This window comes from Halomonas sp. B23F22_3, assembly GCF_043496965.1.
GTDB lineage: Bacteria > Pseudomonadota > Gammaproteobacteria > Pseudomonadales > Halomonadaceae > Halomonas.
The window spans coordinates 50,446-75,797 of the sequence record NZ_JBIEKG010000008.1; the positions used below are offsets into that span (position 1 = coordinate 50,446).

Annotated in this window: 25 protein-coding genes; 17 read left to right on the top strand and 8 right to left on the bottom strand. The window is 71.1% G+C overall.

The genetic code is table 11. The features are described from left to right. Window positions 1-25: 25 nt before the first annotated feature. Genes phrB through ACGTNG_RS17470 form a run of 4 tightly spaced genes read right to left on the bottom strand, consistent with a single transcriptional unit; the run spans window position 26 to window position 3,834 of the window. Entirely contained in the window at window positions 26-1,444 is a 1,419-nt protein-coding gene (gene phrB / locus ACGTNG_RS17455; RefSeq protein WP_394797765.1) for a deoxyribodipyrimidine photo-lyase, read from the bottom strand. A 13-nt stretch (window positions 1,445-1,457) separates the two neighbouring features. Then, window positions 1,458-2,372 (bottom strand): MerR family transcriptional regulator, encoded by a 915-nt coding sequence (locus ACGTNG_RS17460; protein WP_394797766.1) that lies wholly within the window; start codon window positions 2,370-2,372, stop codon window positions 1,458-1,460. Then, window positions 2,369-2,749, bottom strand: a complete 381-nt coding sequence (locus ACGTNG_RS17465) for a sirohydrochlorin chelatase (RefSeq protein ID WP_394797767.1) — start codon at window positions 2,747-2,749, stop codon at window positions 2,369-2,371. Before ACGTNG_RS17465 ends, ACGTNG_RS17460 begins: the two co-directional genes overlap by 4 nt. 26 nt (window positions 2,750-2,775) lie before the next feature. Then, complete coding sequence (locus tag ACGTNG_RS17470) at window positions 2,776-3,834, bottom strand: NAD(P)/FAD-dependent oxidoreductase (RefSeq protein ID WP_394797768.1); 1,059 nt, start codon at window positions 3,832-3,834, stop codon at window positions 2,776-2,778. A gap of 119 nt (window positions 3,835-3,953) precedes the next feature. Here ACGTNG_RS17470 and ACGTNG_RS17475 point away from each other — a divergent pair, with 119 nt between their 5' ends. Further along, window positions 3,954-4,859 carry a TIGR01777 family oxidoreductase gene (locus ACGTNG_RS17475; RefSeq protein WP_394797769.1) on the top strand — a complete coding sequence of 302 codons (906 nt, stop codon included), beginning with the start codon at window positions 3,954-3,956 and terminating at the stop codon, window positions 4,857-4,859. A gap of 102 nt (window positions 4,860-4,961) precedes the next feature. On the opposite strand, the gene rapA is transcribed toward ACGTNG_RS17475, so the two are convergent. Both rapA and ACGTNG_RS17485 read right to left on the bottom strand, forming a co-directional pair. Further along, window positions 4,962-7,910, bottom strand: coding sequence for an RNA polymerase-associated protein RapA (gene rapA, locus ACGTNG_RS17480; protein WP_394797770.1), 2,949 nt, complete (start codon window positions 7,908-7,910; stop codon window positions 4,962-4,964). Between the two features lie 143 nt (window positions 7,911-8,053). Continuing rightward, a complete protein-coding gene (locus ACGTNG_RS17485; protein ID WP_394797771.1) occupies window positions 8,054-8,854 on the bottom strand; it encodes a redoxin family protein in 801 nt (266 codons plus the stop codon). 115 nt (window positions 8,855-8,969) lie between these two features. Between ACGTNG_RS17485 and ACGTNG_RS17490 the strand changes: the two genes are divergently transcribed. The 16 genes from ACGTNG_RS17490 (at window position 8,970) to ACGTNG_RS17565 (ending at window position 22,192) form a co-directional block, all read left to right on the top strand. Then, complete coding sequence (locus tag ACGTNG_RS17490) at window positions 8,970-9,197, top strand: hypothetical protein (protein ID WP_394797772.1); 228 nt, start codon at window positions 8,970-8,972, stop codon at window positions 9,195-9,197. Between the two features lie 22 nt (window positions 9,198-9,219). After that, window positions 9,220-10,761 carry a phospholipase D family protein gene (locus tag ACGTNG_RS17495; RefSeq protein WP_394797773.1) on the top strand — a complete coding sequence of 514 codons (1,542 nt, stop codon included), beginning with the start codon at window positions 9,220-9,222 and terminating at the stop codon, window positions 10,759-10,761. 234 nt (window positions 10,762-10,995) lie between these two features. Then, the gene (gene phnC / locus ACGTNG_RS17500) at window positions 10,996-11,820 is read left to right on the top strand and encodes a phosphonate ABC transporter ATP-binding protein (protein ID WP_394797774.1); all 825 of its coding nucleotides are present in this window, start codon (window positions 10,996-10,998) and stop codon (window positions 11,818-11,820) included. A gap of 35 nt (window positions 11,821-11,855) precedes the next feature. Beyond that, window positions 11,856-12,875, top strand: a complete 1,020-nt coding sequence (phnD, locus tag ACGTNG_RS17505; RefSeq protein WP_394797775.1) for a phosphonate ABC transporter substrate-binding protein — start codon at window positions 11,856-11,858, stop codon at window positions 12,873-12,875. Window positions 12,876-12,928: 53 nt separating this feature from the next. Next, window positions 12,929-13,720, top strand: a complete 792-nt coding sequence (phnE, locus tag ACGTNG_RS17510) for a phosphonate ABC transporter, permease protein PhnE (RefSeq protein WP_394797776.1) — start codon at window positions 12,929-12,931, stop codon at window positions 13,718-13,720. A gap of 23 nt (window positions 13,721-13,743) precedes the next feature. Next, on the top strand, window positions 13,744-14,499 hold the full coding sequence (gene phnF, locus ACGTNG_RS17515) for a phosphonate metabolism transcriptional regulator PhnF (protein ID WP_394797777.1): 756 nt from the start codon (window positions 13,744-13,746) through the stop codon (window positions 14,497-14,499). Further along, the gene (gene phnG / locus ACGTNG_RS17520; RefSeq protein ID WP_394797778.1) at window positions 14,496-14,963 is read left to right on the top strand and encodes a phosphonate C-P lyase system protein PhnG; all 468 of its coding nucleotides are present in this window, start codon (window positions 14,496-14,498) and stop codon (window positions 14,961-14,963) included. Before phnF ends, phnG begins: the two co-directional genes overlap by 4 nt. Further along, complete coding sequence (phnH, locus tag ACGTNG_RS17525) at window positions 14,960-15,592, top strand: phosphonate C-P lyase system protein PhnH (protein ID WP_394797779.1); 633 nt, start codon at window positions 14,960-14,962, stop codon at window positions 15,590-15,592. The genes phnG and phnH overlap by 4 nt, the downstream gene beginning before the upstream one ends. Further along, window positions 15,577-16,698, top strand: a complete 1,122-nt coding sequence (locus ACGTNG_RS17530; protein ID WP_394797780.1) for a carbon-phosphorus lyase complex subunit — start codon at window positions 15,577-15,579, stop codon at window positions 16,696-16,698. The genes phnH and ACGTNG_RS17530 overlap by 16 nt, the downstream gene beginning before the upstream one ends. After that, window positions 16,695-17,528 carry an alpha-D-ribose 1-methylphosphonate 5-phosphate C-P-lyase PhnJ gene (locus ACGTNG_RS17535; protein ID WP_394797781.1) on the top strand — a complete coding sequence of 278 codons (834 nt, stop codon included), beginning with the start codon at window positions 16,695-16,697 and terminating at the stop codon, window positions 17,526-17,528. The genes ACGTNG_RS17530 and ACGTNG_RS17535 overlap by 4 nt, the downstream gene beginning before the upstream one ends. Further along, window positions 17,525-18,313 (top strand): phosphonate C-P lyase system protein PhnK, encoded by a 789-nt coding sequence (gene phnK / locus ACGTNG_RS17540; RefSeq protein WP_394797782.1) that lies wholly within the window; start codon window positions 17,525-17,527, stop codon window positions 18,311-18,313. The genes ACGTNG_RS17535 and phnK overlap by 4 nt, the downstream gene beginning before the upstream one ends. 10 nt (window positions 18,314-18,323) lie before the next feature. Continuing rightward, on the top strand, window positions 18,324-19,067 hold the full coding sequence (gene phnL / locus ACGTNG_RS17545; protein WP_394797783.1) for a phosphonate C-P lyase system protein PhnL: 744 nt from the start codon (window positions 18,324-18,326) through the stop codon (window positions 19,065-19,067). Then, window positions 19,064-20,212: an alpha-D-ribose 1-methylphosphonate 5-triphosphate diphosphatase gene (locus ACGTNG_RS17550; RefSeq protein WP_394797784.1), complete on the top strand. Its 1,149-nt coding sequence runs from the start codon at window positions 19,064-19,066 to the stop codon at window positions 20,210-20,212. The genes phnL and ACGTNG_RS17550 overlap by 4 nt, the downstream gene beginning before the upstream one ends. After that, window positions 20,212-20,754, top strand: a complete 543-nt coding sequence (gene phnN / locus ACGTNG_RS17555) for a ribose 1,5-bisphosphokinase (RefSeq protein WP_394797785.1) — start codon at window positions 20,212-20,214, stop codon at window positions 20,752-20,754. The genes ACGTNG_RS17550 and phnN overlap by 1 nt, the downstream gene beginning before the upstream one ends. Next, entirely contained in the window at window positions 20,751-21,548 is a 798-nt protein-coding gene (phnP, locus tag ACGTNG_RS17560) for a phosphonate metabolism protein PhnP (protein WP_394797786.1), read from the top strand. The genes phnN and phnP overlap by 4 nt, the downstream gene beginning before the upstream one ends. Beyond that, entirely contained in the window at window positions 21,545-22,192 is a 648-nt protein-coding gene (locus ACGTNG_RS17565) for a DapH/DapD/GlmU-related protein (RefSeq protein WP_394797787.1), read from the top strand. The genes phnP and ACGTNG_RS17565 overlap by 4 nt, the downstream gene beginning before the upstream one ends. Window positions 22,193-22,280: 88 nt before the next feature. Here ACGTNG_RS17565 and ACGTNG_RS17570 read toward each other — a convergent pair whose 3' ends face one another. Continuing rightward, entirely contained in the window at window positions 22,281-23,768 is a 1,488-nt protein-coding gene (locus tag ACGTNG_RS17570; RefSeq protein WP_394797788.1) for a CoA-acylating methylmalonate-semialdehyde dehydrogenase, read from the bottom strand. A gap of 202 nt (window positions 23,769-23,970) precedes the next feature. Further along, entirely contained in the window at window positions 23,971-25,326 is a 1,356-nt protein-coding gene (gene aptA, locus ACGTNG_RS17575) for an omega-aminotransferase AptA (protein ID WP_394797789.1), read from the bottom strand. Between the last annotated feature and the right edge of the window lie 26 nt (window positions 25,327-25,352).

A 25,352-nucleotide genomic window follows, 5' to 3' on the forward strand; every position in this document is an offset into this window, starting at 1 on the left:
AAGGGTCTCCCCGATGAGTGGCTGGTCAGTCCGTCTTCAGGGCCTTGAAGGCCGCAAGCGCCCGCGCCCGGGCGGCCCGGTGATCGACGATGGGGGCCGGATAGTCGACGCCGCCGAGCAGGTCGCCGGCGGGCGCGTGGCGAGCCTTCTTCGGCAGGTCGGCCAGCGTCGGCAGCCACTCCGCCAGGAAGGTGCCGTCGGGATCGAAGCGCATGGACTGGGTCGTGGGGTTGAAGATGCGGAAGTAGGGCGCGGCATCGGTGCCGGTGGAGGCCGCCCACTGCCAGCCGCCGTTGTTGGCGCAGAACTCGCCGTCCACCAGGTGGCGCAGGAAGAAGGCCTCGCCGCGGCGCCAGTCGATCAGCAGGTGCTTGGTGAGAAACATGGCGGTGACCATGCGCAGCCGGTTGTGCATCCAGCCGGTGGCCACCAGCTGGCGCATGGCGGCATCGACGATCGGGTAGCCGGTGCGCCCCTCGCACCAGGCGGCGAAGCCGGCCTCGTCGTCGCGCCAGGCGAGTGCCTCGGTATGCGCCTGGAAGGCGCGATGGCGGCAGACCCGCGGGAAGCCGACGGCCACGTGGCGGTAGAACTCCCGCCACACCAGCTCGTTGACCCAGGCCGTGAGCCCGGCGTCGCCCTCGGCCAGGGCGCCGTCGTTCTCGGCCAGCACCGCCTGCAGGCACTGGCGGTGGGAGATCATGCCCAGCGCCAGGTAGGGCGACAGCTCGCTGGTGCCGCGGATCGCCGGGAAGTCCCGCTGGCGCTGGTAGTGGCGACCGCGAAAGCGCAGGAAGCGTTCCAGGCGATCCGCGGCGGGGCCCTCGCCGGCGGGCCAGATCCGCCCGTCGATCGGGGTGTCATCGAGCTCGGGGAGCGGGGGCAGCGGATCGGAGGCGATCGGCAGCGGCGCCTGGGGCGCGGGGGTGTCGCGCAGGGCGATGCGTTCAGGTGTCAGCTGGCGATGCCAGGCCTTGGCGAAGGGGGTGAAGACCCCGTAGTAGTCGCCCTTGCCGGTGATCAGCTCGCCGGGGGCGAAGGCCACGGCGTCATGGTGGCCGGTGGCCGCGAGGCCGGCCTCCTGGAAGGCGGCGATCACCTCGCGATCGCGGCGCTGCTCGTCCAGCGGGTACTCGTGATTGAAGTGCAGGGCGCGGGCGCCGGTCTCGCGGGCGATCTCGAGCAGCGTGGCCGGGGCCTCGGTGAAGTCGTCGATATCGCGGTGCAGCAGGGGGATGCCGAGGCCCGCCAGGTCATCGCCCAGGGCGGCGACGCCGCGGCCCCAGAAGTCGAGCTTGTTGGCGCCGTGGCCATGGCGCCGCCAGTGGGGCAGGCAGCGCAGGAAGACGGCGACCACGGGGCCCTGGCGGGCGGCCGCGGCCAGGGCGGTGTTGTCGTGGATCCGCAGGTCGCTGCGAAACCAGACGATCGCGGGAGTGGGCATGGACGGCTCCGGGTCAGCGGGCGGGGAGTCGGGCCTGGAGGCACTGCATGGCCTCGTCGAGATCATCGCCGAGCAGCTCCACCTGGGTCGCCTCCAGGTCGGCCTCGCGGATGCGGGCCATGGGGCCGCAGGCCATCAGCGGCACCTCGAGCTGCTCGGCCAGGCGCGGTAGCTGGCGGCGCACCAGTTCGGCCTTCTCGGCCTTGCCGCTGGCCAGCAGCAGGCCGGCGGCCTGGAAGCGCTCCACCGCCAGCGGCACCTCGCCGAAGGGCAGCGGGGCGTCGAAGAGCCGGATGCGATAGCCGCGGTCGCTGGCGGCCAGCGCCGCGAGCAGCACCCAGAGCGGCGAGGGGTCGTCCGGCAGCGGGGCGACGAGCAGCGTCGGACCATTGCTGAGCCGGTTGGCGTGCAGCAGCCGAGTGCCGATACGGGTGCGCAGGAAGGATTCCAGGGTGCGGCGCTGCAGGGTGTCGCCCAGCTGCTCGCCCCAGCCCTCCTCGAGCTGGCGCACCACCGGCTGCCACAGCTCGGCCAGGCAGATCGGCACCGGATAGAGGGCCAGGGACTGGTTGAAGAGCGCCTCGAGGCGGTCGAGGTCCAGCGCCTGGAGGGCGCTGATCAGCTGGCGACGCTGGCCCGGCCAGTCGCCGGCCGCCGGCGCCGGGGTCTCGGCCGTCTCCGGCTGGTCGAGCAGCTCGCGGACCTGGCTGACCGGCACGCCGCGGTTGAGCCACTGCAGGATGCGCTCGACGCGCTCGATGTCCTCGCGGGCATAGAGGCGGTGTCCCTTGGGGGTCCGCTGGGGCTGGATCAGCCCGTAGCGACGCTCCCAGGCGCGCAGGGTCACGGAGTTCACGCCGGTCAGCCGAGAGACTTCGCGGATCGGATAGAGCGGGGTGTCGGCCGGGCGCCGTGCCTCGTCGTTCATGAGCGTGCCGACTCCCCTGCCTGCTCGGCGACCACCGCCGCCAGCGCCTCGACGAAGGCCGGGTGCTCGCCGACCGGCGACAGCAGGGTCAGCTCGAGGCTCGGATGCTCGGCGGTCAGCGCCTCGACCTGGCCGGGCACGTCGCGGCGCAGGTGGCGGCCGGCGGCGAAGAACAGCGGCAGGATCTCGGCGCGTGCGATGCCGGCCGCGGCCAGCTCGGCCACCGTGGACTCGAGCGACGGCTCGCTGAGCTCCATGTAGGCGAGGCGCAGCGGGGTCGACAGCCGCTCGGTCAGGGCCTTGGCGAAGTGTTCGAAGGGGGCTCGCCAGTTCGGGTCGCTGGAGCCGTGGGCGAGCAGGATCAGGGCGTAGGACATGGATGTCTCCAGTCGCGAAGAGGGAGTCAGGAAGCGTCGGCCGCCAGGGCCTCGCCGAGGTGGTGACCGGAGAGCCAGGCGTCCTCGACCCGCGGCCCGCGCCAGCCGTCGCCGCACAGCGAGAGCCCGTTGGGCGAGCGGCGGTGGTCGAGGTTGACCGCCTCGCCGCTGGCGAAGACGTCCGGCTGGGCGTAGCGCCAGCGATGGGCGCCCAGCGAGGTCGGCTCGGGCAGCGTCACGCCCGCCGGCAGCTGCGCGCGGAAGGCCTCGAGCAGGCGCCGGGCGACGCTTTCGGCGTTACGTTCCAGGTGCGCCTCGCTCCACTCGAGTCGCGCCAAGAGGCTCAGGCTCTCGCCTTGGCCGTGGCGGCCCGGCTTGTGGTCGTTGCGGCTGACGAAGCGCAGCGGCTGCTCGGCCGGGGAGCGAGTCGGGTCGGGCGCCAGGCGCACCGCCTGCCAGTCGTCGTCGACCTCTGGCAGGTCGGGCAGCGGCGCCTCGAAGCAGGCCCAGGCGGCCCAGCAGGGGCGCTGAATGACCGCCTCGCAGGCGGTCGCGAGGCTCGGCTCGTGGGGTTCGAGCAGCGCCTGGGCCTGGGGCGAGGGCAGGGCGAGCACGACGCGGGCGAAGGGGCCGTGGCGCTCGCCGTGCTGGTCGATCAGCCACCAGTCATCGCCCCGGGGCTCGAGGCGTTCGATGCGGATGCCGGTCGCGAGGGTGAGCCCCTCGGCCAGGCGGCGGCTGACCGCACTCATGCGAGGGGCGCCGATCAGGCGCTCGACCTTATCGCGGTAGCGGTGCCAGCCGGATTCGCTCGCCTCCCACAGGGAGTCGGGCCAGGGGGCGACCACGCCCGCCTCGCGCCAGGTCGCGACCTGGCGGCGAAAGGCCGGATCACGCACGCTGAAGAACTGGGCCCCCAGGTCGACCGCGGCATGCTCGAGGCGGCGAGTGGAAAGGCGTCCTCCGGGGCCGCGCGCCTTGTCGAAGAGGCGCACTGGCAGGCCGTGCGCCTGCAGGGCCTGTCCACAGGCGAGGCCGGCGATGCCGGCGCCGATGATGGCGGTGGTAGCGGGGGCGTGGGGCATGGGCCTCTCGTGCAGTCAACGGCGTTCATCGCTAGACTAGCAGAAGTGTACAACGGCTGTATAACTCATGATGGCGTGTCGTCACGGCGTGCCACATAAGGCTTGGGGAGGGATTCCGGATGCGAGTGCTGATCACGGGCGGCAGCGGGTTCGTCGGGCAGCGCCTCTGCCGGCGGTTGAAGGAAGCGGGCCACCAGCTGCTGGTGGTGTCCCGGGAGCCCGACGCGGTCCGCGACCGCCTGCCGGAAGGTAGCGACATCCGGCGTTCGGTGCTGGACTTCGTCGACACCCCGCCGGATGCCATCGTCAACCTGGCCGGCGAGCCGATCGCCGCCAAGCGCTGGAGCGAGGATCAGAAGGAGCGGCTGATCGACTCCCGGGTCAACGTCACCGGCGACCTGGTGATGCTCTGCGAGCAGCTGAAGGCGAGCGAGGGGCGCATGCCGAAGGTGATGGTCTCGGCCTCGGCCATGGGCTATTACGGCGATCAGGGCGATCGCGAGGTCACCGAAGAGACGCCGGCCCACGACGAGTTCGCCCATCGGCTCTGCAAGCGCTGGGAGGAGGTCGCCCGCGAGGCGGCGGACTTCGGCGTGCGCCTCGCCCTGCTGCGTATCGGCCTGGTGCTCGATGTCGGCGGCGGCAGCCTTGCGAAGATGCTGCCGCCCTTCAAGATGGGGCTGGGCGGACGCTTCGGCGACGGCACGCAGTTCATGCCGTGGATCCACCGCGAGGATCTGGTGCGCGCCATCCTCTTCCTGCTCGAGCGCGACGACCTGGAGGGCCCCTTCAACGGCAGCGCCCCCCACCCGGTCACCAACGCCGAGTTTTCCCGCACGCTGGCCAAGCAGCTGGGCCGCCCGGCGCTGATGCCGGTGCCGGCCATCGCCCTGGAGGTCGCCTTCGGCGAGATGTCGCGGCTGCTGTTGACCGGCGCCGACATGCGTCCTGCGCGGTTGCAGGAGGCCGGCTTCGAGTTCCGCTTCCCGACCCTGGACAAGGCACTGGCCGATATTCTCGGCTGAAGCGATGTAGACCCAAATGCGGCTGAGGGCTCTACGCCCGAACGCACAGGGGCCCCGCCGGCATTGCCGGCGGGGCCCCTGTGCGTCGAAGGCCGCTTTCGATCAGCGCGCGTCGTCACCCACCGTGACGATCACCCGTACCGCGTCCAGTCGCAACCGCGTGGCCTCGATGGCGGCATCCAGCTCGGCGCGCTCGCGGCGCAACGACTCGAGCTCGTCGGCGCGCACCGCCGGGTTGAGACGCGAGAGCGCCTCGAGGCGGGCAAGCTCGGCGTCCAGCTCGGCGCGCATACGCCCCTGGGCGGCCTCGACGATGCTCGGCAGCTCCCGCTGGGCCTCGGCCTCGGCGCCGTCGAGCAGCTCGCGCAGCTGGTCGTGGCGGCTCTTGATCAGGTCCCGGGCGACCGCCTTCTTGACCTTCTGCACCGCCTTGGAAAGCCCGGTGAAGGAGATCTTGGCGGTCAGGTTGGCGCCCGACTCGTCGAGCAGCACGCGCACCGCGGTGGGCGGCAGGAAGCGGTTGAGGTGCAGGCGCTTCGGCGCCGGGCAGTGGGTGCGGAAGACCAGCTCGACCATCAGCCGGCCGGCGGGAATGGCCGGGTGCTTGAGCAGCGCCAGGGCGGTGTTGCCCATGGCGCCGCCGAGGATCCGCCCCATCATCTCGCGCAGCAGCGGGTGCTCCCAGGAGAGGCGCTGGACGTCGTCCCGGGCCAGGGCGCGCTCCCGGGAGAAGGTGGCCGAGAAGCCCTCCTCGCCCTTCACCAGGCCCGGCAGGCCGTCGAGCATCTGCGGGCTGGGCTGCAGGTGCTGGATGCCGCCGCCGATGTCCTGGCTGTCGACGCCGAAGATGTCCAGCGCCTGGTCCAGGTAGCGGGCCAGGGCCTTGTCGGCGTCGAGCTCGCGGATCGCCTCGGCGACCGCCTCGGCGCGGTCATGGCGACAGGCGTTGAGCTCGAGCAGGCGGTTGCGGCCGGCGTCGCGCTCCTCGAGCTTGGCCTCGAACAGCGCGCGGGTCTCCGCGATCACCTCGTCGAGGTCCTCGTCGTCGAGCAGGCTGTCGGCCAGGGTGTCGCCGAAGGCGGCGTGGATCTCGCTGCCGAGGCCGTGCGGGGCGCTGAAGGCGTCCAGGCCCTGGTGGTACCAGCGCAGCAGCTTCTCGCCGGGGCTGCCGGTGAACACCGGCGCATGGATCTCGATGGCGTGGCGCTGGCCGATGCGGTCGAGGCGGCCGATGCGCTGCTCGAGCTGGTCCGGGTGCAGCGGCAGGTCGAACATCACCAGATGACGGCAGAACTGGAAGTTGCGTCCCTCGGAGCCGATCTCCGAGCAGACCAGCACCTGACAGCCCTCCTCCTCGTCGGCGAAGGCCGCCGCGGCGCGGTCGCGCTCGACCAGCGAGAGCCCCTCGTGGAACACCGGGGCCTGATAGCCGCCGAGTACCCGCAGGCCCTCGGCGAGCCCCTTGGCGGTCGCGCGGTCGTGGGCGATCACCAGCACCTTGTCGCCGGCGAAGCCCGCCTCGCCGTCATCGGCGAGGCGCTCCAGCAGCCAGCTCACCCGCGGGTCGAACTGCCACCAGGGCTCGGTGTTGAGGGGGTCGTCGGTCATCTCCCGGTACATGGCGTCGGGGTAGATCAGCACCTCGGGATGATCCAGGCCGGTCTCGATCAGCAGCTCGTCCAGGTAGTCCTCGTCCCGGGCCAGGCGGCGAAACACGCGCCGGTAGGCGGAGGGCGCCTCGAGCTCGGCGATGTGCAGGCGACGCTCCGGGAAGCCGCCGACGTGGCGACGGCCGTTGCGGAACATCACCCGGCCGGTGCCGTGGCGGTCGAGCAGCTGGTCGCGCAGCTGCGCCCGCGCCGCGGCGCGCTGGTCGTCGCTGCGCTCGGGGTCGGCCAGGGTGTCGAGCAGCGCCAGGCTGTCGGCCTCATGGATCACCGCGGCGACCCGCTCGCGGTCGGCCGCCTCGCCGGGCAGCCGCTCGAGGGCGTCGATCGCCTCGGCGACCTCCACGTAGTGGGCCTCCTCCTCACGGAAGGCCTCGAGGCTGTGGTAGCGGTCCGGGTCGAGCAGGCGCAGGCGGGCGAAGTGGCTGGCCAGGCCCATCTGCTCCGGGGTGGCGGTGAGCAGCAGCATGCCGGGCACCTGGGCCGCCAGCTGCTCCACGCAGGCGTAGCCGGGACCGCTCTGCTCGGGGCTCCAGTCCAGGTGGTGAGCCTCGTCGACGATCAGCAGGTCCCAGTCGCAGGCCTGGGCCTGCTGCTGGCGATGGGCGTTGGCGAACAGCCAGTCCTGGCTCGCCAGCACCAGCTGGCCCGCCTCGAAGGGATTGGCGTCGCCATGGGCCAGGCTCTGCTGCTCGTCGAGCAGGGTGACCTCCAGGGCGAAGCGGCGCAGCAGCTCGACCAGCCACTGGTGGGTCAGGCTCGCCGGCACCAGGATCAGCGCCCGCTCGGCGCGGCCGGTGAGCAGCAGCCGGTGCAGGATCAGCCCGGCCTCGATGGTCTTGCCGAGCCCCACCTCGTCGGCCAGCAGCACGCGCGGCGCATGGCGGCGGGCCACCTCGTCGGCGATGTAGAGCTGGTGGGGAATCAGGTCGATGCGCGGGCCGGCCAGGCCCAGCGCCGGGTTCTGCTCGACCCGGTGATGGTGGTGCAGGGTGCGAAAGCGCAGGTCGAACCAGTCGTTGCGGTCGACCTGGCCGGTGAGCAGACGGTCGCGGGCCTGGTCGAACTGCATGGTGTCGGCGAGGCGCGCCTCGGGCAGCTCGCACAGCGCGCCGGCGTCGTCCTCTCCGATGTAGACGATCAGGCCGCCGACCTCCTTGCTGTCGTCGACGGTCATCTGCCAGCCCTCGGTGGACTGGATGCGGTCGCCGCTGCCGAAGGCCACGCGGGTCAGGGGGGCGTTGCGGCTGCTGTAGGTGCGGGTTTCCTGACTGGCGCCGAAGAGCACGGTGACGCTTCTGGCGTCGACGTTGAGGATGGTGCCCAGGCCGAGTTCGGCCTCGCCGTCGCTGATCCAGCGCTGGCCGGGAGAGAAGTCGCTCATGATGCCTCGGGGGATGCTTGGGATCGGTTCGTTGCCGCTGGCCACACCCGGCCCGGCGGCGACAGGGCGCGGTATCTTACAGCAAAGCCCGACGCGGCTTAAGCGTCCAGGCACCGATCACTGGGCGATCGCCTCTAGGCCGCTCAGCGCTCGTCCAGCCAGGCCGCGAGCTGGGCGCGGGTCAGCTCGCCGACGTGCTGCTCGCGGGCACGCCCCTCGGCGTCGAAGAGCAGGGTGGTGGGCAGGCCCGGCGACTCGGCCAGCACCATCAGTTGCTGGCGCGGATCGAGCAGCGCATGGCGGAAGTCCAGCTCCTGCTCGTCCAGGTAGCGCACCGCCTGCAGCAGCGTCTCGCCCTGGTTGACGATTACCACGCTCACGTCCTCCCGGGCATCGGCCTCGGCCAGGAGCGGCATCTCGCGCCGGCAGGGCGGGCACCAGGTGGCCCAGAGGTTGACCACCACCGTCTCGCCCTCGAGGGCGGCGAGGTTCACCGGCTCCCCCTCGAGGTTCTCCAGGGTGAGGTCGGGGAGTTCACGCAGGGCCATGCCGCCGCCCAGCGGCGCCAGGGTCACCAGCGCCAGCCACGCCAGCGAGACCCCGAGCGCCAGGCCCATGGCGCCGAGCATCGCCCCCAGCCGATCCCTGAGCGTCCAGGCCGTCCAGGCCAGCGCGGCCAGTAGCCCCCAGAGGCCGTGGTAGCCGGGCTGCCAGAGCTTGAGCGCGTCCAGCGGTGCCTCCAGGTAGGGGCCGGCGTTCATCGCCACGTGCCCGAGCCGGGCGCCGATCAGCCAGGCCAGCAGCAGGCCGTTGAACCAGCGGGCGTGGCGGCGGCGCGGCAGGCCGAGGAGCAGGGCGCTGGCGCCCAGCAGCACCAGGGCGGCGAGGAAGGCATAGAGGCGCGGCAGCGCGATCAGCAAGGGCCCCAGGGCGATGGCATCCATGTCGTGGCGGTGGCTCCGGGAGGTCGGCGGCGGGGGCGGCAGCGGTTACACTGGACGAATTCGTTTCGCCAAGCCTACTGCCGGCGGGCAGGGCTGTCATCCAGCGGGAGCATTCATGTCACGACCGGCCTTCGATACGCTGCGCGCCCTGGCCATCGCCAGCCAGGCCCTGGGCTTCATCCTGATCCTCACCCTCGAGACCGTGATGGGCGATGCGGCGCGCCCCTGGCAGGGCTGGACCCTGGCGGCGATGGTCGCCTTCGCCCTGGGCATCGCCCTGGTACGGCTCTACCGGCGCAACAAGGCGCGCAAGGCCTTGGCGCGGCAGCGGACCGATGACTAGGAGCCTGCGGCGAGGCCCATGGGTGTTGGCCGGCTGGCTGATGCTGGGCCTGCTGGCGGGCTGTGCCGGCCCGGCCGGGCCCCGGGAGCACGGGCTGGCGTTGCGGGATGACGAGATCCGTAGCACCTGGCTGGGCCAGTGGGCCCGTCAGGCCGCCGCCGAGCATGCCGGCCTGAGTGGCTTCTCCCTGCTGGCCGAGGGCGAGGAAGCCTTCGCCCTGCGCGCCAACCTGGCCGAACAGGCCGGCAAGCGTCTGGATGTCCAGACCTACCTGCTGGGGGAGGGCCAGACCGTCCAGGTGCTGCTGCATCGCATGATCGGCGCGGCCCAGCGTGGCGTCGAGGTACGCCTGCTGCTCGACGACCTCACGGCGACGGGGCAGGGAGAGAAGCTGGCAGCGTTGGACAGTCATCCCAACATCCAGGTCAGGGTCTTCAATCCCTGGCCCGTGGGGCGCGAGCACCTGATCAGCCGGGTGCTGCTGTCGCTGCCCGCCCTGGCCCGGCAGCACCGACGCATGCACAACAAGACCTGGATCGTCGACAACGCCGTGGCCATCACCGGCGGGCGCAACATCGGCGACGAGTACTTCAACGCCAGCAAGCCCCGTAACTTTGCCGATATCGACCTGCTGGCGGTGGGCGACGTGGTCGATGACCTGTCGCTGAGCTTCGACCTTTACTGGAACCACTTCCTCAGCCACCCCCTCGCGCGCTACCACACCGCCGCGCCCGAGGCCTGGCGTGAGCTGGCGGCGATGCTGGCCAGCCAGCTGGCCGAACAGCGCGACAGCGAGTCCCCCTACTTCATCGCCCTGAAAGCCCGCTACGGGGCGGCCGCCCAGGACAAGCTGTTCAGCGAGCTGCAATGGGGCCCGGGCCAGGCGTTATGGGACCCTCCAGGCAAGCTGGCCGGTCGCGACCGGTCGCCGCTCAAGCGGACCCTCTTCGGCGCCCTGCTCGACCAGCTCCCGGAGCTGGAGTCGCGGCTGGTGATCGTCTCGGCCTACTTCGTGCCCGCCGAGCAGGGGACGGCCCTGCTGACACGGCTGGCCGCGTCGGGCATCCGCGTCGAGGTGATCACCAACTCGCTGGAGGCCACCGACCTGTCCCTGGTCCATGGCGCCTATGCGGCGCGTCGTCGAGTGCTGCTGGAAAGCGGGGTGCAACTGTATGAGCTGCGGGGCCGCCAGCAGACCGGGGAGGAAGCCGAGATCGGCATTCCCGGCACCTCGATCTCCTCGCTGCACAGCAAGGCGGTGAGCTTCGACGACGACCTGGTGTTCATCGGCTCCTTCAATGCCGACCCGCGCTCGGTCGTCTGGAACTCCGAAGTGGGGGTGCTGGTAAAGAGCGAGGCCCTGGTGGCGGAGTTTCTCGAGTTCGCCGAGGCGGGCATGACCCCATCACTGAGCTACCTGCCCGGACTCGACGACGAGGGACACCTCTTCTGGCTAACGGAACTCGACGACCGCCAGGAGCGTCTCGACCGCGAGCCGGGCTCCTTCAAGCAGCGGCTGGGCTCATGGTTCAGTCGCGTGCTGGGCCTGGAGATCTGGCTCTAGTGCCTGCCATCGCCGTGGCCTGATACCCGGCTGCGCCGATGACACCCGAGTGACGACCGCGCGTCACTGTCATGACACTCCCTTCTAACCTGCTGATTTCTTTTGGCCTGGGCTGATCGGCCGGGGCCCGTCGCCGCACGGCGCGGTCGAAATTGTCACCAGACTGCCATTGTCTAGACAAGTGGCCTTCATCTTGCGCCGCGACACTGATGCCATTCCAAGAGGAGAGGCGTCATGTCGATTCCCAGCATCATCGTCGAGCGACTGAGCAAGACCTTCGGGCAGCATGCGGTCCTGCGCGACATCGACTTCGAGATCCACCCCGGCGAGATGGTGGCCCTGATCGGGCCGTCCGGCTCCGGCAAGTCCACCCTGCTGCGCCACCTGATCGGCCTGACCCGGGGCGATCGCCACGGCGGCCGCGTCCGCCTGCAGGGGCGCGAGGTCCAGGCCGGCGGCCGGCTAGCGCGGGCCACCCGCCCCCAGCGCTGCCGTACCGGCTACATCTTCCAGCAGTTCAACCTGGTGGGGCGCCTGAGCGTGCTCACCAACGTGCTGGTGGGTCGCCTGGGCTCGATGCCCCGCGGCCGGGCACTGCTCGGGCGCTTCACCGACGAGGAGCGGGCCATGGCGCGCCGCGCCCTGGCTCGGGTGGGCATCGAGGCGCTGGCCGACCAGCGCGCCAACACCCTCTCCGGCGGGCAGATGCAGCGGGTGGCCATCGCCCGGGTGCTGATGCAGGACGCCGACGTCATCCTCGCCGACGAGCCCATCGCCTCGCTGGACCCGCGCAGCGCCCAGGAGGTGATGCAGATCCTCGCCCGCATCAACGAGGAGGACGGCCGCACCGTGGTGATCACCCTGCATCAGGTCGAGGTCGCGCGGCGCTTCTGTCGGCGCGCCATCGCCCTCAAGGACGGCCGCCTCTACTTCGATGGCCCCATCGAGGCGCTCACCGACACCCGACTCACCGCCCTCTACGAGAACGCCGGGCTCGACGAGCTCAAGGCGCGCACCCCCTCCGTCGACCTCACGGCGCCCATCGGCGCCCTGGGCTGAATTTCGCCAGGCTTCACCACCCGAGGAGAATTACCATGTCATTCCCGTCACTGCGCCGCCTGTCCCTGCCGCTGATCGCCGGTGCGACCCTGCTGGCGAGCCCCTTCGTCGCCGCCGAGGAGCCGCTCAAGTTCGGCATCATCTCCACCGAGTCGAGCCAGAATCAGGCGCCGCTCTGGGATCCCTTCCTCGACGATCTGTCCGAGGCGCTGGATCGTGAGGTCGAGCCCTTCTTCGCCACCGACTACGCGGCCGTCATCCAGGCGATGCGCTTCGACCAGATCGACCTGGCCTGGTACGGCAACAAGTCCGCCATGGAGGCCGTGGACCGCGCCGGCGGCGAGATCTTCGCCCAGACCGTGGCCGCCAACGGCGCGCCGGGCTACTGGAGCCTGATGATCACCCACCAGGAGAGCGAGCTTGCGAGCGTCGACGACGTGCTGGCCAACGCCGACCAGCTGATCTTCGGCAACGGCGACCCGAACTCTACCTCCGGCTTCCTGGTGCCGGGCTACTACGTCTTCGCCCAGAATGGCGTCGATGCCGCCACCGCCTTCAAGCGCACCCTGAACTCCAGCCACGAGACCAACGCCCTCTCGGTGGCCAACGGCCAGGTCGACGTCGCCACCTTCAACACCGAGAGCATGGAGCGCCTGGAGCAGGTCCACCCGGACAAGGCCGAGCAGCTCAAGGTGATCTGGAAGTCGCCGCTGATCCCCTCCGACCCATTGGTGTGGCGCGAGAACCTTTCCGAGTCGCTCAAGGGCGAGCTGCGCGACTTCTTCTACGCCTACGGCGAGACCGAAGCCGAGCAGGGGGTCCTCGAGGCCCTGCAGTGGTCCGGCTTCGATCCCTCGACCAACGACCAGCTGTTGCCGATCCGCCAGCTCGAGCTGTTCAAGGAGCGCGCCCAGGTGGCCGCCGACGAGAGCCTCTCCGAGGAGGAGCGCGAGGCCGCCCTGGCCGAGTTCGACGCGCGCCTCGATGCCCTGAACGCGCGCCTCGAGGCGGCCGAGGCCGCCAAGGCCGACGCCTCCCACGCCCAGGCCAGCTGAGCCGATCCACCGGAAGCGGGGAGGGCGACCCCCTCCCCCTGGAGCAACGCGACATGCATCACACTTCCACCCTGAGCGACGCCGCGGCCGGCAAGCGTGGCTGGGCCACCCTGCTGGGCTGGGCCATCACCCTGGGGGTGCTTTCCTGGGCCTGGCAGGGCGCCGAGATGCAGCCCTCGCTGCTGGTCACCAACGCCGACAACATGGGCGAGCTGATCGGCGACTTCTTCCCGCCGCAGTTCGGCAACCTCGGCCACTACATCGACCAGATGATGGTGACCATCCAGATCGCCATCTGGGGCACCCTGCTGGCCGTGCTGGTGGCCATCCCGGCCAGCCTGCTGTCGTCGGAGAACCTCACCCCCTGGTGGGTCCACCAGCCCGTGCGCCGGCTGATGGACGCCTGCCGCGCCATCAACGAACTGGTCTTCGCCATGCTCTTCGTGGTGGCGGTCGGCCTCGGCCCCTTCGCCGGCACCCTGGCGCTGTTCATCCACACCACCGGCGTGCTCGCCAAGCTCTTCTCCGAGGCCGTGGAGGCCAGCGAGGCGGGCCCCATGGAGGGCATCCGCGTCACCGGGGCGGGGCGCATCGAGGAGATCGTCTTCGGGCTGATCCCCCAGGTGCTGCCGCTGTGGATCTCGGTGAGCCTCTACCGCTTCGAGTCGAACATCCGCTCGGCCACCGTGCTCGGCATGGTCGGCGGCGGCGGCATCGGCGTGGCGCTGTGGGAGACCATGCGCGGTTTCCAGTACGCCGAGACGGCCACCATCATGCTGGTGATCATCGTCGCCGTGACGCTGCTCGACATGGCCTCCCAGTTCGTCCGCAAGCGCTTCATCTGAAGCGCTTTTCTTCAGGAGCCGACATGTCTAGACAAGTCGTCCGCGAGCCCCGCTACCGCACCCTGGCCGAGACCCTGGCCCGGGAGGTGAGGGCCGACTACGCCCCCGGCGAGCTGCTGCCCGGCGAGGCGCTGCTGGCCCGGCGCTTCGGCGTCAATCGCCACACCGTGCGCCGGGCCCTGGACGAGCTGGTCGCCGCCGGCATGGTCACCCGCCACCAGGGGCGCGGCACCCAGGTGGTCGACCGCCGCCTCGACTACGCCCTCACCGCCGGCAGCAAGGTCACCCACAACCTCGCCGAGCAGGGCCTGGCCAGCGAGACCCGCTGCCTGACTCTGGGGCTCCGCGAGGCGCCCGAGGCGATCGCCCGGCGCTTCGAGCGGGCCGCCGGTGAGTCCCTGCTCTGCGTGGAGACGCTGCGCCACGTCGACGACGCCCCGCTGCTGCGGCTGCGCCACTGGTTCGACCCGGCGCGGGTGCCGGGCTTCAGCGAGCGCTACCGCGGCGGCTCCACCCGGGCGCTGCTCGCCCAGCACTACGGCCTGCACCTGAGCCGCCGCCGGGTGCGCATCGAGGCGCTCGCCGCCGACCCCGACGACAGCCGGCTGCTGCAGTGCGCCCATCGCGCGCCGCTGCTGGCGCTGACCAGCGACAACGTCGATGCCGACGGCGCCCTGGTGGAGGTCTCGGAGGGCCGCGCCCGGGCCGACCGCCTGGCCTACCACATCGACTTCGACGCTCCCCCTTCTTCGATGACCCCCGACGAGGTTTTTCCATGAAGCAGACGCCCTCCCGACGGACCCCGGCCGAGCGCCAGCGCGTCCTGGCGCTGACGCCCCGCGAGCGCCTCGAGGCGCACTGGGCCGCGCTGGCCCTCGCCGCCGACTACCGCTGCGTGCGTGGCCCCGAGACCGGCATGGCCATGGTGCGCGGCCGCATGGGCGGCACCGGCAACGCCTTCAATCTCGGCGAGATGACCCTGAGCCGCGCCAGCGTGGCGCTGGACGGCTGCGCCCCGGACGGTGGCCCGTTGGGCCACGGCTGGGTGGCCGGCCGCGACCACCGCCATGCCGAGCTGATCGCCCTGGTCGACGCCTGCGCCCAGCGCCCCGACTGGGCCGCGCGCATCGACGCCGAGCTGATCGACCCGCTGGCCGCGTCGCTGGCCGAGGGCCGCGAGGCGGCCTCGCGCACGGCGGCGGCGACCCGCGTGGACTTCTTCACCATGGTTAGAGGCGAATGACGATGCGCTGGAAGGCCTTCCCCGATCCCGTCCACGACGGCCAACGCCAGTTCCGCCGGGTGCTCGCCGCCATGGCCGAGCCCGGCACCCTGCACACCGCCGCGGCGCCGGCGGTACCTGCTGAGGCCGCCATCGGCGCCGCCCTCTGGGGCACCCTGCTGGCGCTGTGCGACCTCGAGACGAAGCTGTGGATCGCCCCGGGCCTCGAGGCCGGCGGGCTCGCTGAGGCGCTCGGCTTTCATACCGGCTGTCGGGTCACCACGGCCCCCGAGGAGGCCGACTTCGCCCTGGTCACACCGGCCACGCTGGCCGAGCCCGCCCCGGCCTTCGCCGAGGGCAGCGACGCCTACCCCGATCGCAGCACCACCCTGCTGGTGGTGCTCGACGTCCTCGCCGAGGCGGGCCCCTGGCGGCTCGCCGGTCCCGGCATCCCCGGCACCCGCACCCTGGCCGTCGGCGAGGCGGCGCCGCTGATGCGCCGCCTGGTCGCCAACCGCGCCCGCTTCCCCCGGGGCCTGGACGCCATTCTCACCTGCGGCGAGCGCCTGGCGGCGATTCCCCGCAGCACCCGACTCGAGGCCCCGGCCCTCGATCAGCCCAAGGAGGACAGCGTATGTATGTCGCAGTGAAGGGCGGCGAGCAGGCCATCGCCAACGCCCACCGCTGGCTGGCGGACCGCCGCCGCGGCGAGCGCGACCGGCCCGAACTCTCGGTCGACCAGATCGCCGGCCAGCTCAACCTGGCCGTGGACCGGGTGATGGCCGAGGCCTCGCTCTATGATCCCGAGCTCGCCGCCCTGGCCCTCAAGCAGGCCAGCGGCGACCTGGTGGAGGCGGTGTTCCTGCTGCGCGCCTACCGCACCACGCTGCCGCGCCTGGCCGAGACGCTGCCGGTGGCGACCGACGCCATGCGCGTCGAGCGGCGCATCAGCGCCACCTACAAGGACATCCCCGGCGGCCAGGTGCTCGGCCCGACCTACGACTACACCCATCGGCTGCTCGACTTCCTGCAGCTGGCCGAGGGCGAGACCCCCGACCCCGCCCGGGCCGAGCAGGCGCTGGAGGCCTGCCCGCAGATCCTCGAGCTGCTCGACGACGAGGGGCTGGTCGAGCGCGAGGTGGACGACGGCGCCGCGCCCTGCGACATCACCCGCGACCCGCCCGACTTCCCGGTGGATCGCGCCACCCGCCTGCAGATGCTGGCCCGGGGCGACGAGGGGTATCTCCTGGCGCTGGGCTACTCCACCCAGCGCGGCTACGGCCGCAACCACCCCTTCGCCGGCGAGATTCGCATCGGCGCCGTGGAGGTCGAGATCGTCGTCGAGGAGCGCGAGGCGCCGGTCTGCCTGGGCGAGATCACCCTCAGCGAGTGCCAGATGATCAACCAGTTCGGTGGCTCGCGAGAGGCCGCGCCCCAGTTTACCCGCGGCTACGGCCTGGCCTTCGGGCGCAACGAGCGCAAGGGCATGGCCATGGCGCTGGTCGACCGGGCGCTGCGCGCCGAGGAGCTCGGCGAGCCGGTCCAGGGCCCGGCCCAGCAGGCCGAGTTCGTGCTGGCGCATGCCGATAGCGTCGAGGCCTCGGGCTTCGTCTCCCACCTCAAGCTGCCCCACTACGTCGACTTCCAGTCCGAGCTGGAGCTGCTGCGCCGGCTGCGTCGCGACCACGCCGCGCGCCGTGACGCCGCGACCAGCGTCGCCCCCGAAGAGACGCCCGCAGAGGAGCCCCAGGCATGAACGGCTACAACTTCGCCTACCTCGACGAGCAGACCAAGCGCATGATCCGCCGCGGCCTGCTCAAGGCGGTGGCGATCCCCGGCTACCAGGTCCCCTTCGGAGGCCGCGAGATGCCCATGCCCTACGGCTGGGGCACCGGCGGCATGCAGCTCACCGCCAGCATCCTCGGCGAGGACGACACCCTCAAGGTGATCGACCAAGGCGCCGACGACACCACCAACGCGGTGAGCATCCGCGCCTTCTTCGAGCGGGTGGCCGGGGTCGAGACCACCACCGCCACCGAGCGGGCGGACGTGATCCAGACCCGCCACCGCATCCCCGAGACGCCGCTCACCGCCGGGCAGATCCTGGTCTTCCAGGTGCCGATCCCCGAGCCGCTGCGCTTCATCGAGCCGAGCGAAGAGGAGACGCGCATGATGCACGCCCTGGAGGAGTACGGGGTCATGCACGTCAAACTCTACGAGGACATCGCCCGCCACGGGCATATCGCCACCACCTACGCCTACCCGGTGAAGGTCGACGGCCGCTACGTCACCGATCCCTCTCCGATCCCCAAGTTCGACAACCCCAAGCTGCACATGAGTGATGCGCTGATGCTGTTCGGTGCCGGGCGCGAGAAGCGCCTTTACGCCATCCCGCCGCACACCCGGGTGGAGAGCCTGGACTTCGAGGATCACCCCTTCGAGATCCAGGAGTGGGACGCCCCCTGCGCGCTGTGCGGCGCCCGGGACAGCTTCCTCGACGAGGTGATCACCGACGACCGCGGCGGGCGCATGTTCGTCTGCTCGGATACCGACTACTGCCAGAACCGTCAGGAGGAGGTGGCATGAAGTGCCCCCAGCTCGATCGTCCCACCCTGCTCGAGGCGCGCGACCTCACTCGCCTCTACGGCCCCGGCAAGGGCTGTGACGGCATCGACTTCGCGCTGCGCAGCGGCGAGGTGCTGGGCATCGTCGGCGAGTCCGGCTCCGGCAAGTCGACCCTGCTGCGCACCCTGTGCGGCATGGAGGCCCCGGACGCCGGCCGGGTCCTCTACCACGGCCACGAGGGCGAACTCGACCTCTACGCCATCGGCGAGGCGCGTCGCCGGGCGCTGCTGCGCATGGAGTGGGGCCTGGTCCACCAGAATCCGCGTGACGGCCTGCGCCTGGGCGTCTCCGCCGGCGCCAACATCGGCGAGCGGCTGATGGCCCTGGGCGAGCGCCACTACGGAGAGCTGCGCGCCGCCGGCCAGGACTGGATGGGCCGCGTCGAGCTCGACCCGGGCCGCATCGACGACGCCCCCCAGCACTTCTCCGGCGGCATGCAGCAGCGCCTGCAGATCGCCCGCACCCTGGTCACCCGGCCGCGGCTGGTGTTCATGGACGAGCCCACCGGCGGCCTCGACGTCTCGGTGCAGGCGCGGCTGCTCGACATGCTGCGCACCCTGGTGCGCGAGCTCGGCCTCTCGGTGGTGCTGGTCACCCACGACCTGGCCGTCGCCCGGCTGCTCGCCGACCGGCTGATGGTGATGCGCCGCGGCCGCGTGGTGGAAGCCGGCCTGACCGACCAGATCCTCGACGACCCGCAGCACGCCTACACCCAGCTGCTGGTGTCGTCGGTACTGACGCCCTGAGGAGCCCGAGATGACCGCGATGAATCAACCCTTCCTGAGCGTCGAATCCCTCGACAAGACCTTCGTGCTGCACGGCCAGGATGGCCTGCGCCTGGAGGTGATGCGCGATCTGTCGCTGACCCTGTCGCCGGGCGAGTGCCTGGTGTTGGCCGGGCGCAGCGGCATCGGCAAGAGCACCCTGCTGAAGATGCTGCACGGCAGCTACCGGGTCTCCGGCGGCCGCCTGCGCCTGTACTTCGAGGACGGCGAGCTCGCACTCGAGTCGCTGCCGGCCCACGCCTGGCACCCGCTGCGCCGCGACGTGATCGGCTACGTCAGCCAGTTCCTGCGCGTGGTGCCCCGGGTGCCCGCCGTGGAGGTGGTGATGGAGCCGCTGCTGGCCCGCGGCTGTGACGCCAGCGAGGCGCGGGCGAAGGCCGAGGCGCTGCTCGCACGCCTCAACCTGCCCGAGCGGCTCTGGTCGCTGCCCCCCGGCACCTTCTCCGGTGGCGAGCAGCAGCGCGTCAACATCGCCCGGGGCTTCATCGGCGAGCACCCGCTGCTGCTGCTCGACGAGCCCACCGCCTCGCTGGACGCCGCCAACCGCGACGTGGTGGTGGCGATGATTCAGGAGGCCAAGGCCCGCGGCACCGCCATGCTCGGCATCTTCCACGACGACGACGTGCGCGAGCGGGTCGCCGACCGCCTGCTGCCGCTGGACCGCCACATGTCGGCTCGCCAGATGCCCGCCACCCCTGAGGAGACGCCCCGATGAGTGCCAACGAACAGATCCTGACCAACGCCCGCCTGATCCTCGACGACGAGGTGGTCACCGGCAGCCTGGTGATCCGCGACGGCCTGATCGCCGGCCTCGACGCGGCGCCGAGCCGGGCCCCCGGCGCCATCGACTGCGACGGCGACTACCTGCTGCCGGGGCTCGTCGAGCTGCACACCGACAACATGGAGAAGTACTTCCAGCCGCGGCCCAAGGTGGCCTGGCCGAGCCGCCAGGCGGCGCTCGCCCACGACGCCCAGATGGCCGCCAGCGGCATCACCACGGTGTTCGATGCGGTGTCGATCGGCGACGTCGACGAGCAGAGCATGCGCCACGGCGCCCTGCACGAGATGGTCCAGGCGCTCTCCGGCATCGTTGACGACGGCCTGGCGCGGGTCGACCACCGCCTGCACCTGCGCTGCGAGGTCTGCCATCCCGAGACCCTGGCGCGCTTCGACGAGTTGGCCGACGCGCCGCTGCTGGGGCTGGTCTCGCTGATGGACCACGCCCCGGGGCAGCGCCAGTTCGTCAGCCTCGACGCCTACCGCACCTACTACCAGGGCAAGCACGGCCTTGACGACCGGGCGCTGGAGACCTTCATCGCCCAGCAGCTTTCCAACAGCGAGCGCTACAGCGCCGAGCACCGCCGCCTGATCGCCGAGCGCTGCCGCACCCGCGGCCTGGCGCTGGCGAGCCACGACGACGCCACCATCGCCCACGTGGCGGAGAGCCGCGAGTACGGCACCCGAGTGGCGGAGTTCCCCACCACCCGCGAGGCCGCCGAGGCCTCCCACCGCCACGCCATGGCGGTGATGATGGGGGCGCCCAACGTGGTGCGCGGCGGCTCCCACTCCGGCAACATCGCCGCGGCCGAGCTGGTGCGCCTGGGCGTGCTCGACATCCTCTCCTCGGACTACTATCCGGCGGCGCTGCTCGATGCGGTGTTCCGGGTCGCCGAGATGGAGGGGGGCTATGCGCTGCCCCGCGCCGTGGCGACCGCGACGCGCACCCCCGCCGCCGCGGTGGGGCTCGAGGACCGCGGGCGGCTGGCCGAGGGGCTGCGTGCCGATCTGTTACGCACGCGGTTGGTGGATGGCCATCCGCTGGTGCAGCGGGTGTGGAGCCGCGGCAGGCAGGTACACTGATGGGCCGCCTGGTCTACCTGATGGGGGCCAGCGGCGTCGGCAAGGACTCGCTGCTCGATGCCGCCCGGGCCCGCCATCCCGACTGGCTGGTGGCGCATCGCTACGTGACCCGCGACAGCGGTGGCACCGAGAACGGCGTGGCGCTGACCCCGGACGAGTTCGCCTCGCGGCGGCGCCTGGGGCTGTTCTGCCTGACCTGGCAGGCCCACGGGCTCGACTACGGCCTCGGCCTCGAGCTCGAGGCCTGGCTGGCCCGGGGCCAGACGGTGCTGGTCAACGGCAGCCGCCGGGCCCTGCCCGCCGCCCGGGTGCGCTTCGGTGAGGCGCTTTCGCCGATGCTGGTCACCGCCCCCGAGGCGGTGATCGCCGAGCGGCTGCGGCGTCGCGGGCGCGAGGACGAGGCGCAGATCGAGGCTCGCCTGGCGCGCCACCGCGAGCTCGCCGCCGCACTGCCCGAGGTGGCCCGGGTCGACAACGGCGGCTCCCTGGCCGAGACCCTGGCGGCGCTGTGCGAGCGACTCGACGAGGAGTGCCGGGCATGAACTTCCGCTTCGTCGGCACCGGCGACAGCGCCCAGGTGCCGCGCTTCGGCTGTGACTGCCCGGCCTGCGCCCGGGCCCGGGTGCTGACCAGCCACCGGCGCGGCGCCTGCTGTGCCGAGGTGCGCCTCGATGGCCGGCGACTCCTGCTCGACGCCGGGCGCACCGACCTCGCCGACAGCTGCGAGGCCGAGCGTCCCGCGGCGATCCTGGTCACCCACTACCATGCCGACCACGTGCAGGGGCTCTTCCACCTGCGCTGGGGCACCGGCGAGCCGATCCCGGTCTACGGCCCCAAGGACCCGCACGGCTGTGCGGACCTCTACCGCAACCCCGGCGTGCTCGACTTCCGGCCCGGACTCAAGCCGTTCCGGCCGCTGCATCTGGAGGGGCTGACGGTCACGCCGGTGCCGCTCAACCACAGCAAGCCGACCCTGGGCTACTGCCTGGACGACGGCGGCCAGCGACTCGCCTACCTCACCGACACCCTGGGACTGCCCGCCGAGACCGAGCGTTTCCTGCGCGACTGGCGGCCCGACGTGGTGGTGCTCGACGCCACCCATCCCGCGGCCTACCAGTCCCCGCGCAACCACAACAACCTGCCCCTGGCGCTGCAGATCCTCGAGCGGCTCGCCGCGCCCTGCGCCTACCTCACCCATATCGGTCACGACCTGGATGCCGAACGGCTGGACGCGGCGACGCCGCTGCCTCTTGGTGTCCGCTTCGCCCACGATGGCCTGGCGCTGAGCGTTCTGCATGGTGGCGCCATGGCCGCCGACACGGAGACTTCCTCATGACCCAACCGCCCGCCATCCGGCTGTCCCCGACCCCCCGGGTGGCCGACTCCGCCCACCTGCATGCCGCCGAGTTGGGACGCTGGACCGAAGTGGGCGAACGCTGCGTGCTTAACCATGTCACCCTCGGCGACTACAGCTACATCGAGCGCGACAGCGACTTGATGTACGTCGAGGTGGGCCGCTTCACCTCCATCGCCGCCAGCGTGCGCCTCAACCCCAGCAACCATCCCTGGTGGCGGGCCACCCTGCACCACTTCACCTATCGGCCCGGCAAGTACGGCCTGAGCGAGGAGGCCGATGGCCTGGACCCGGAAGTGTTCCAGTGGCGTGAGGCCGACCGGGTGGCGATCGGCCACGACGCCTGGCTCGGTCATGGGGTCATCGTGCTGCCCGGGGTGACGGTGGGCAATGGCGCCATCGTCGGCGCCGGCAGCGTGGTCACCAAGGACGTGCCGGCCTACCACATCGCGGTGGGCAACCCCGCCCGGGTCCTGCGGCCCCGCTTCGAGGACCCGAGCCTCGCCGAGCGACTCGACGCCCTGGCCTGGTGGGACTGGCCGGAGGCGCGCATTCGCGACTGCCTGCCGCTCTTCCAGCAGGGGGTCGAGACCTTCCTGGCGGCGGTGGAGGCGCGTGAGGCTTAGCGTGAAAAACCGATAGCACGGCCCCTCCCGGCCGGGGCAAGTGGCCCTCCTGGGTCGGGCAGGGAAGGAGACTACCGTCCTCGAGCGGTCAAGAAGGGAAGGAGAACTGCGCCCCCTCGCGCACCCCGGCCGACGGCCAGCGCTGGGTGATGGTCTTGCGCTTGGTATAGAAGCGCACCGCATCCGGGCCGTAGGCGGAGAGGTCGCCGAACAGCGAGCGCTTCCAGCCGCCGAAGCTGTGGTAGGAGACCGGCACCGGCAGCGGCACGTTGACGCCCACCATGCCCACCTGGATGTGGTCGCTGAAGTAGCGGGCCGCCTCGCCGTCGCGAGTGTAGATGCAGGTGCCGTTGCCGTACTCGTGATCGTCGATCAGCCCCATGGCCTCCTGCATGGAGTCGGCGCGGACCACCAGCAGCACCGGGCCGAAGATCTCCTCCAGGTAGCAGGTCATGTCGGGGGTCACTCGGTCGATCAGGGTGCCGCCCACATAGAAGCCCTGCTCGTGGCCGGGCACCTGCACGCCGCGGCCGTCGACCACGATCTCGGCGCCCTCGCGCTCGGCGCTGTCGATATAGCCGCAGACCTTCTCCTGGTGGGCCTTGGTGATCACCGGGCCGAAGTCGTTGCTCGCCTCAAAGAAGGGGCCGACCTTCAGGGTCTTCATCTGCTCCTGCATCTTGGCGATCAGGGCATCGGCGGCGTCGCCCACGGCAACGGCCACGGAGAGCGCCATGCAGCGCTCGCCGGAGGAGCCGAAGGCCGCCCCGGTCAGCGAGCTGACCACGTTGTCCATGTCGGCATCGGGCATCACGATGGCGTGGTTCTTGGCGCCGCCCAGCGCCTGGCAGCGCTTGCCGTTGGCGCTGGCGCGGCTGTAGATGGTTTCGGCGATCGGCGTGGAGCCGACGAAGCTCACGGCCTTCACGCGCTCGTCGTCGAGCAGGGTGTCGACGGCTTCCTTGTCGCCGTTGACCACGTTCAGCACCCCGGCGGGCAGGCCGGCCTCCAGCGCCAGCTCGGCGATGAACAGCGCCGAGGTGGGGTCGCGCTCGGAGGGCTTCAGTACGAAGGTGTTGCCGCAGGCGATGGCCATGGGGTACATCCACAGCGGCACCATCGCCGGGAAGTTGAACGGCGTGATGCCGGCGACCACGCCGAGCGGCTGGAACTCGCTCCAGGAGTCGATGCCGGGGCCGGTGTTCCTGCTGTGCTCGCCCTTGAGGAGCTCCGGGGCGCCACAGGCGTACTCGACGTTCTCGATGCCGCGCGCGAGTTCCCCCTGGGCATCGTGGACGATCTTGCCGTGCTCCTGGCCGATCAGCCGGCAGATCTCGTCGGCGTGCTGCTCCAGCAGCGCCTTGAAGCGGTACATGACACGGGCTCGCTTGGCGGGCGGCGTGTCGCGCCAGGCCGGATAGGCGGCCTCGGCGGCGGCGATCGCCTGCTCGACGGTGGCCTGGCTGGCCAGGCTGACCTGGCCGGCGACCTCGCCGGTGGAGGGGTTGAAGATGTCCTGGGTGCGCCCGTTGCCGTCGACGCGGGTGCCGTTGATCAGGTGGCCAAGCGTGGTCATAGGTGTCCTCACAGATGGAGTGTTGTTGGTTGAAGTCATTACTCTGCAGGTCAGTCGTCGTCGACGGGACTGCGAGCGGGGCCGGCCCACCGGAGGCGCCGTGAACCCTTCCATGGGGGCTACTTTTGCCATCCATGGCAAAAGACCTTCTCTTCGTCCCGTCCCCGGCGCCCCTTGTCATTCGTCGCTGCGATTGCCCCGTTCAGTCCAGTTCGCCGAGAGCGTCGCCCAGGGCGTTGATGAGGCGGTCGATCTCCTCGCGCTCGACGATGAAGGGCAGACCGAGCTGGATGGTGTCGCCGCCGTAGCGCACGTAGAAGCCTTTCTCCCAGCACTTCATGGCGATCTCGTAGGGGCGGCGGGCCGGCTCGCCGGGGTAGGGCGCGATCTGCAGGGCACCGGCGAGGCCGTAGTTGCGGATGTCGGTGATATAGCGGCTGCCCTTGGGGCCGTCCTTGAGAGAATGCAGGGCGTTCTCGAAGATCGGCGCCATCTCGCGTACGCGCTCGATCAGGCGCTCATTCTCGAGCACGTCCAGGGCGGCCAGGGCCGCGGCACAGGCCACCGGGTGCCCCGAGTAGGTGTAGCCGTGGGGCAGCTCCATCATGTAGTCGGGGCCGCCCTGCTCCATGAAGGTGTGGTAGATCTCGCCCTGCACGATGACCCCGCCCATGGGCACGGCCCCGTTGGTCAGCTGCTTGGCGACGTTCATGATGTCCGGCACCACGCCGAACTCCTCGGCGCCGGTCATCGATCCCATGCGCCCGAAGCCGGTGATCACCTCGTCGAAGATCAGCAGGATGTCGTTGGCATCGCAGATCTCGCGCAGCCGCTTGAGATAGCCCACCGGCGGCGGAATCACCCCGGCGGAGCCGGCCATGGGCTCGACGATCACCGCGGCGATGTTGGAGGCATCGTGCAGGGCGATCAGCTCGAGCAGCTCGTCGGCCCGCTCGGCGCCGCGCTCTGGCATGCCGCGGGTGAAGGCGTTCTCCTTGAGCAGGGTATGGGGCAGGTGGTCGGCATCGATGCCCTGGCCGAACATCATGCGGTTGGCGCCGATGCCGCCCAGGCTGATGCCGCCGAAGTTGACGCCGTGATAGCCCTTGGTGCGGCCGATCAGCTTGGTCTTGGTGGGCTTGCCCTTCTTGCGCCAGTAGGCACGGGCGATCTTCAGCGAGGTATCGGCGCTCTCGGAACCGGAGCCGGTGAAGAACACGTAATCGAGGCCCTTGGGGGTCAGCTCGCGAATGCGGTGGGCCAGTTCGAAGGCCTTGGGGTGGCCGTACTGGAAGGCCGGCGCGTAGTCCAGCTGGCGCAGCTGCTGGGACACCGCCTCGGCTATCTCCGGGCGGCAGTGGCCGGCGCCGCAGGTCCACAGGCCGGAGAGGCCGTCGTAGATCCGGCGCCCATCGGCTGCGGTGTAGTAGCTGCCCTCGGCGCCGACGATGATCCGCGGGTCGCGCTTGAACTGGCGGTTGCCGGAGTAGGGCATCCAGTAGGCATCCAGCTGCTCGGCGGTCAGGCCCGCGGTCTGCTGGGGAGAACGATCTGACATGGCAGCACCCTCTGTTGTCATCGTCT

Bases quoted from the DNA above. Each gene is read 5' to 3' on its own strand.
- phnG (WP_394797778.1), top strand. From the start codon at position 14,496: ATGAAGCAGACGCCCTCCCGACGGACCCCGGCCGAGCGCCAGCGCGTC.
- ACGTNG_RS17570 (WP_394797788.1), bottom strand. From the start codon at position 23,768: ATGACCACGCTTGGCCACCTGATCAACGGCACCCGCGTCGACGGCAAC.
- ACGTNG_RS17465 (WP_394797767.1), bottom strand. From the start codon at position 2,749: ATGTCCTACGCCCTGATCCTGCTCGCCCACGGCTCCAGCGACCCGAAC.
- phnF (WP_394797777.1), top strand. From the start codon at position 13,744: ATGTCTAGACAAGTCGTCCGCGAGCCCCGCTACCGCACCCTGGCCGAG.
- phnK (WP_394797782.1), top strand. From the start codon at position 17,525: ATGAAGTGCCCCCAGCTCGATCGTCCCACCCTGCTCGAGGCGCGCGAC.
- ACGTNG_RS17475 (WP_394797769.1), top strand. From the start codon at position 3,954: ATGCGAGTGCTGATCACGGGCGGCAGCGGGTTCGTCGGGCAGCGCCTC.
- phnE (WP_394797776.1), top strand. From the start codon at position 12,929: ATGCATCACACTTCCACCCTGAGCGACGCCGCGGCCGGCAAGCGTGGC.
- ACGTNG_RS17470 (WP_394797768.1), bottom strand. From the start codon at position 3,834: ATGCCCCACGCCCCCGCTACCACCGCCATCATCGGCGCCGGCATCGCC.
- ACGTNG_RS17490 (WP_394797772.1), top strand. From the start codon at position 8,970: ATGTCACGACCGGCCTTCGATACGCTGCGCGCCCTGGCCATCGCCAGC.
- ACGTNG_RS17485 (WP_394797771.1), bottom strand. From the start codon at position 8,854: ATGGATGCCATCGCCCTGGGGCCCTTGCTGATCGCGCTGCCGCGCCTC.
- phnD (WP_394797775.1), top strand. From the start codon at position 11,856: ATGTCATTCCCGTCACTGCGCCGCCTGTCCCTGCCGCTGATCGCCGGT.
- aptA (WP_394797789.1), bottom strand. From the start codon at position 25,326: ATGTCAGATCGTTCTCCCCAGCAGACCGCGGGCCTGACCGCCGAGCAG.
- phrB (WP_394797765.1), bottom strand. From the start codon at position 1,444: ATGCCCACTCCCGCGATCGTCTGGTTTCGCAGCGACCTGCGGATCCAC.
- ACGTNG_RS17535 (WP_394797781.1), top strand. From the start codon at position 16,695: ATGAACGGCTACAACTTCGCCTACCTCGACGAGCAGACCAAGCGCATG.
- ACGTNG_RS17460 (WP_394797766.1), bottom strand. From the start codon at position 2,372: ATGAACGACGAGGCACGGCGCCCGGCCGACACCCCGCTCTATCCGATC.
- phnC (WP_394797774.1), top strand. From the start codon at position 10,996: ATGTCGATTCCCAGCATCATCGTCGAGCGACTGAGCAAGACCTTCGGG.
- ACGTNG_RS17530 (WP_394797780.1), top strand. From the start codon at position 15,577: ATGTATGTCGCAGTGAAGGGCGGCGAGCAGGCCATCGCCAACGCCCAC.
- phnN (WP_394797785.1), top strand. From the start codon at position 20,212: ATGGGCCGCCTGGTCTACCTGATGGGGGCCAGCGGCGTCGGCAAGGAC.
- ACGTNG_RS17565 (WP_394797787.1), top strand. From the start codon at position 21,545: ATGACCCAACCGCCCGCCATCCGGCTGTCCCCGACCCCCCGGGTGGCC.
- phnP (WP_394797786.1), top strand. From the start codon at position 20,751: ATGAACTTCCGCTTCGTCGGCACCGGCGACAGCGCCCAGGTGCCGCGC.
- rapA (WP_394797770.1), bottom strand. From the start codon at position 7,910: ATGAGCGACTTCTCTCCCGGCCAGCGCTGGATCAGCGACGGCGAGGCC.
- phnH (WP_394797779.1), top strand. From the start codon at position 14,960: ATGACGATGCGCTGGAAGGCCTTCCCCGATCCCGTCCACGACGGCCAA.
- phnL (WP_394797783.1), top strand. From the start codon at position 18,324: ATGACCGCGATGAATCAACCCTTCCTGAGCGTCGAATCCCTCGACAAG.
- ACGTNG_RS17550 (WP_394797784.1), top strand. From the start codon at position 19,064: ATGAGTGCCAACGAACAGATCCTGACCAACGCCCGCCTGATCCTCGAC.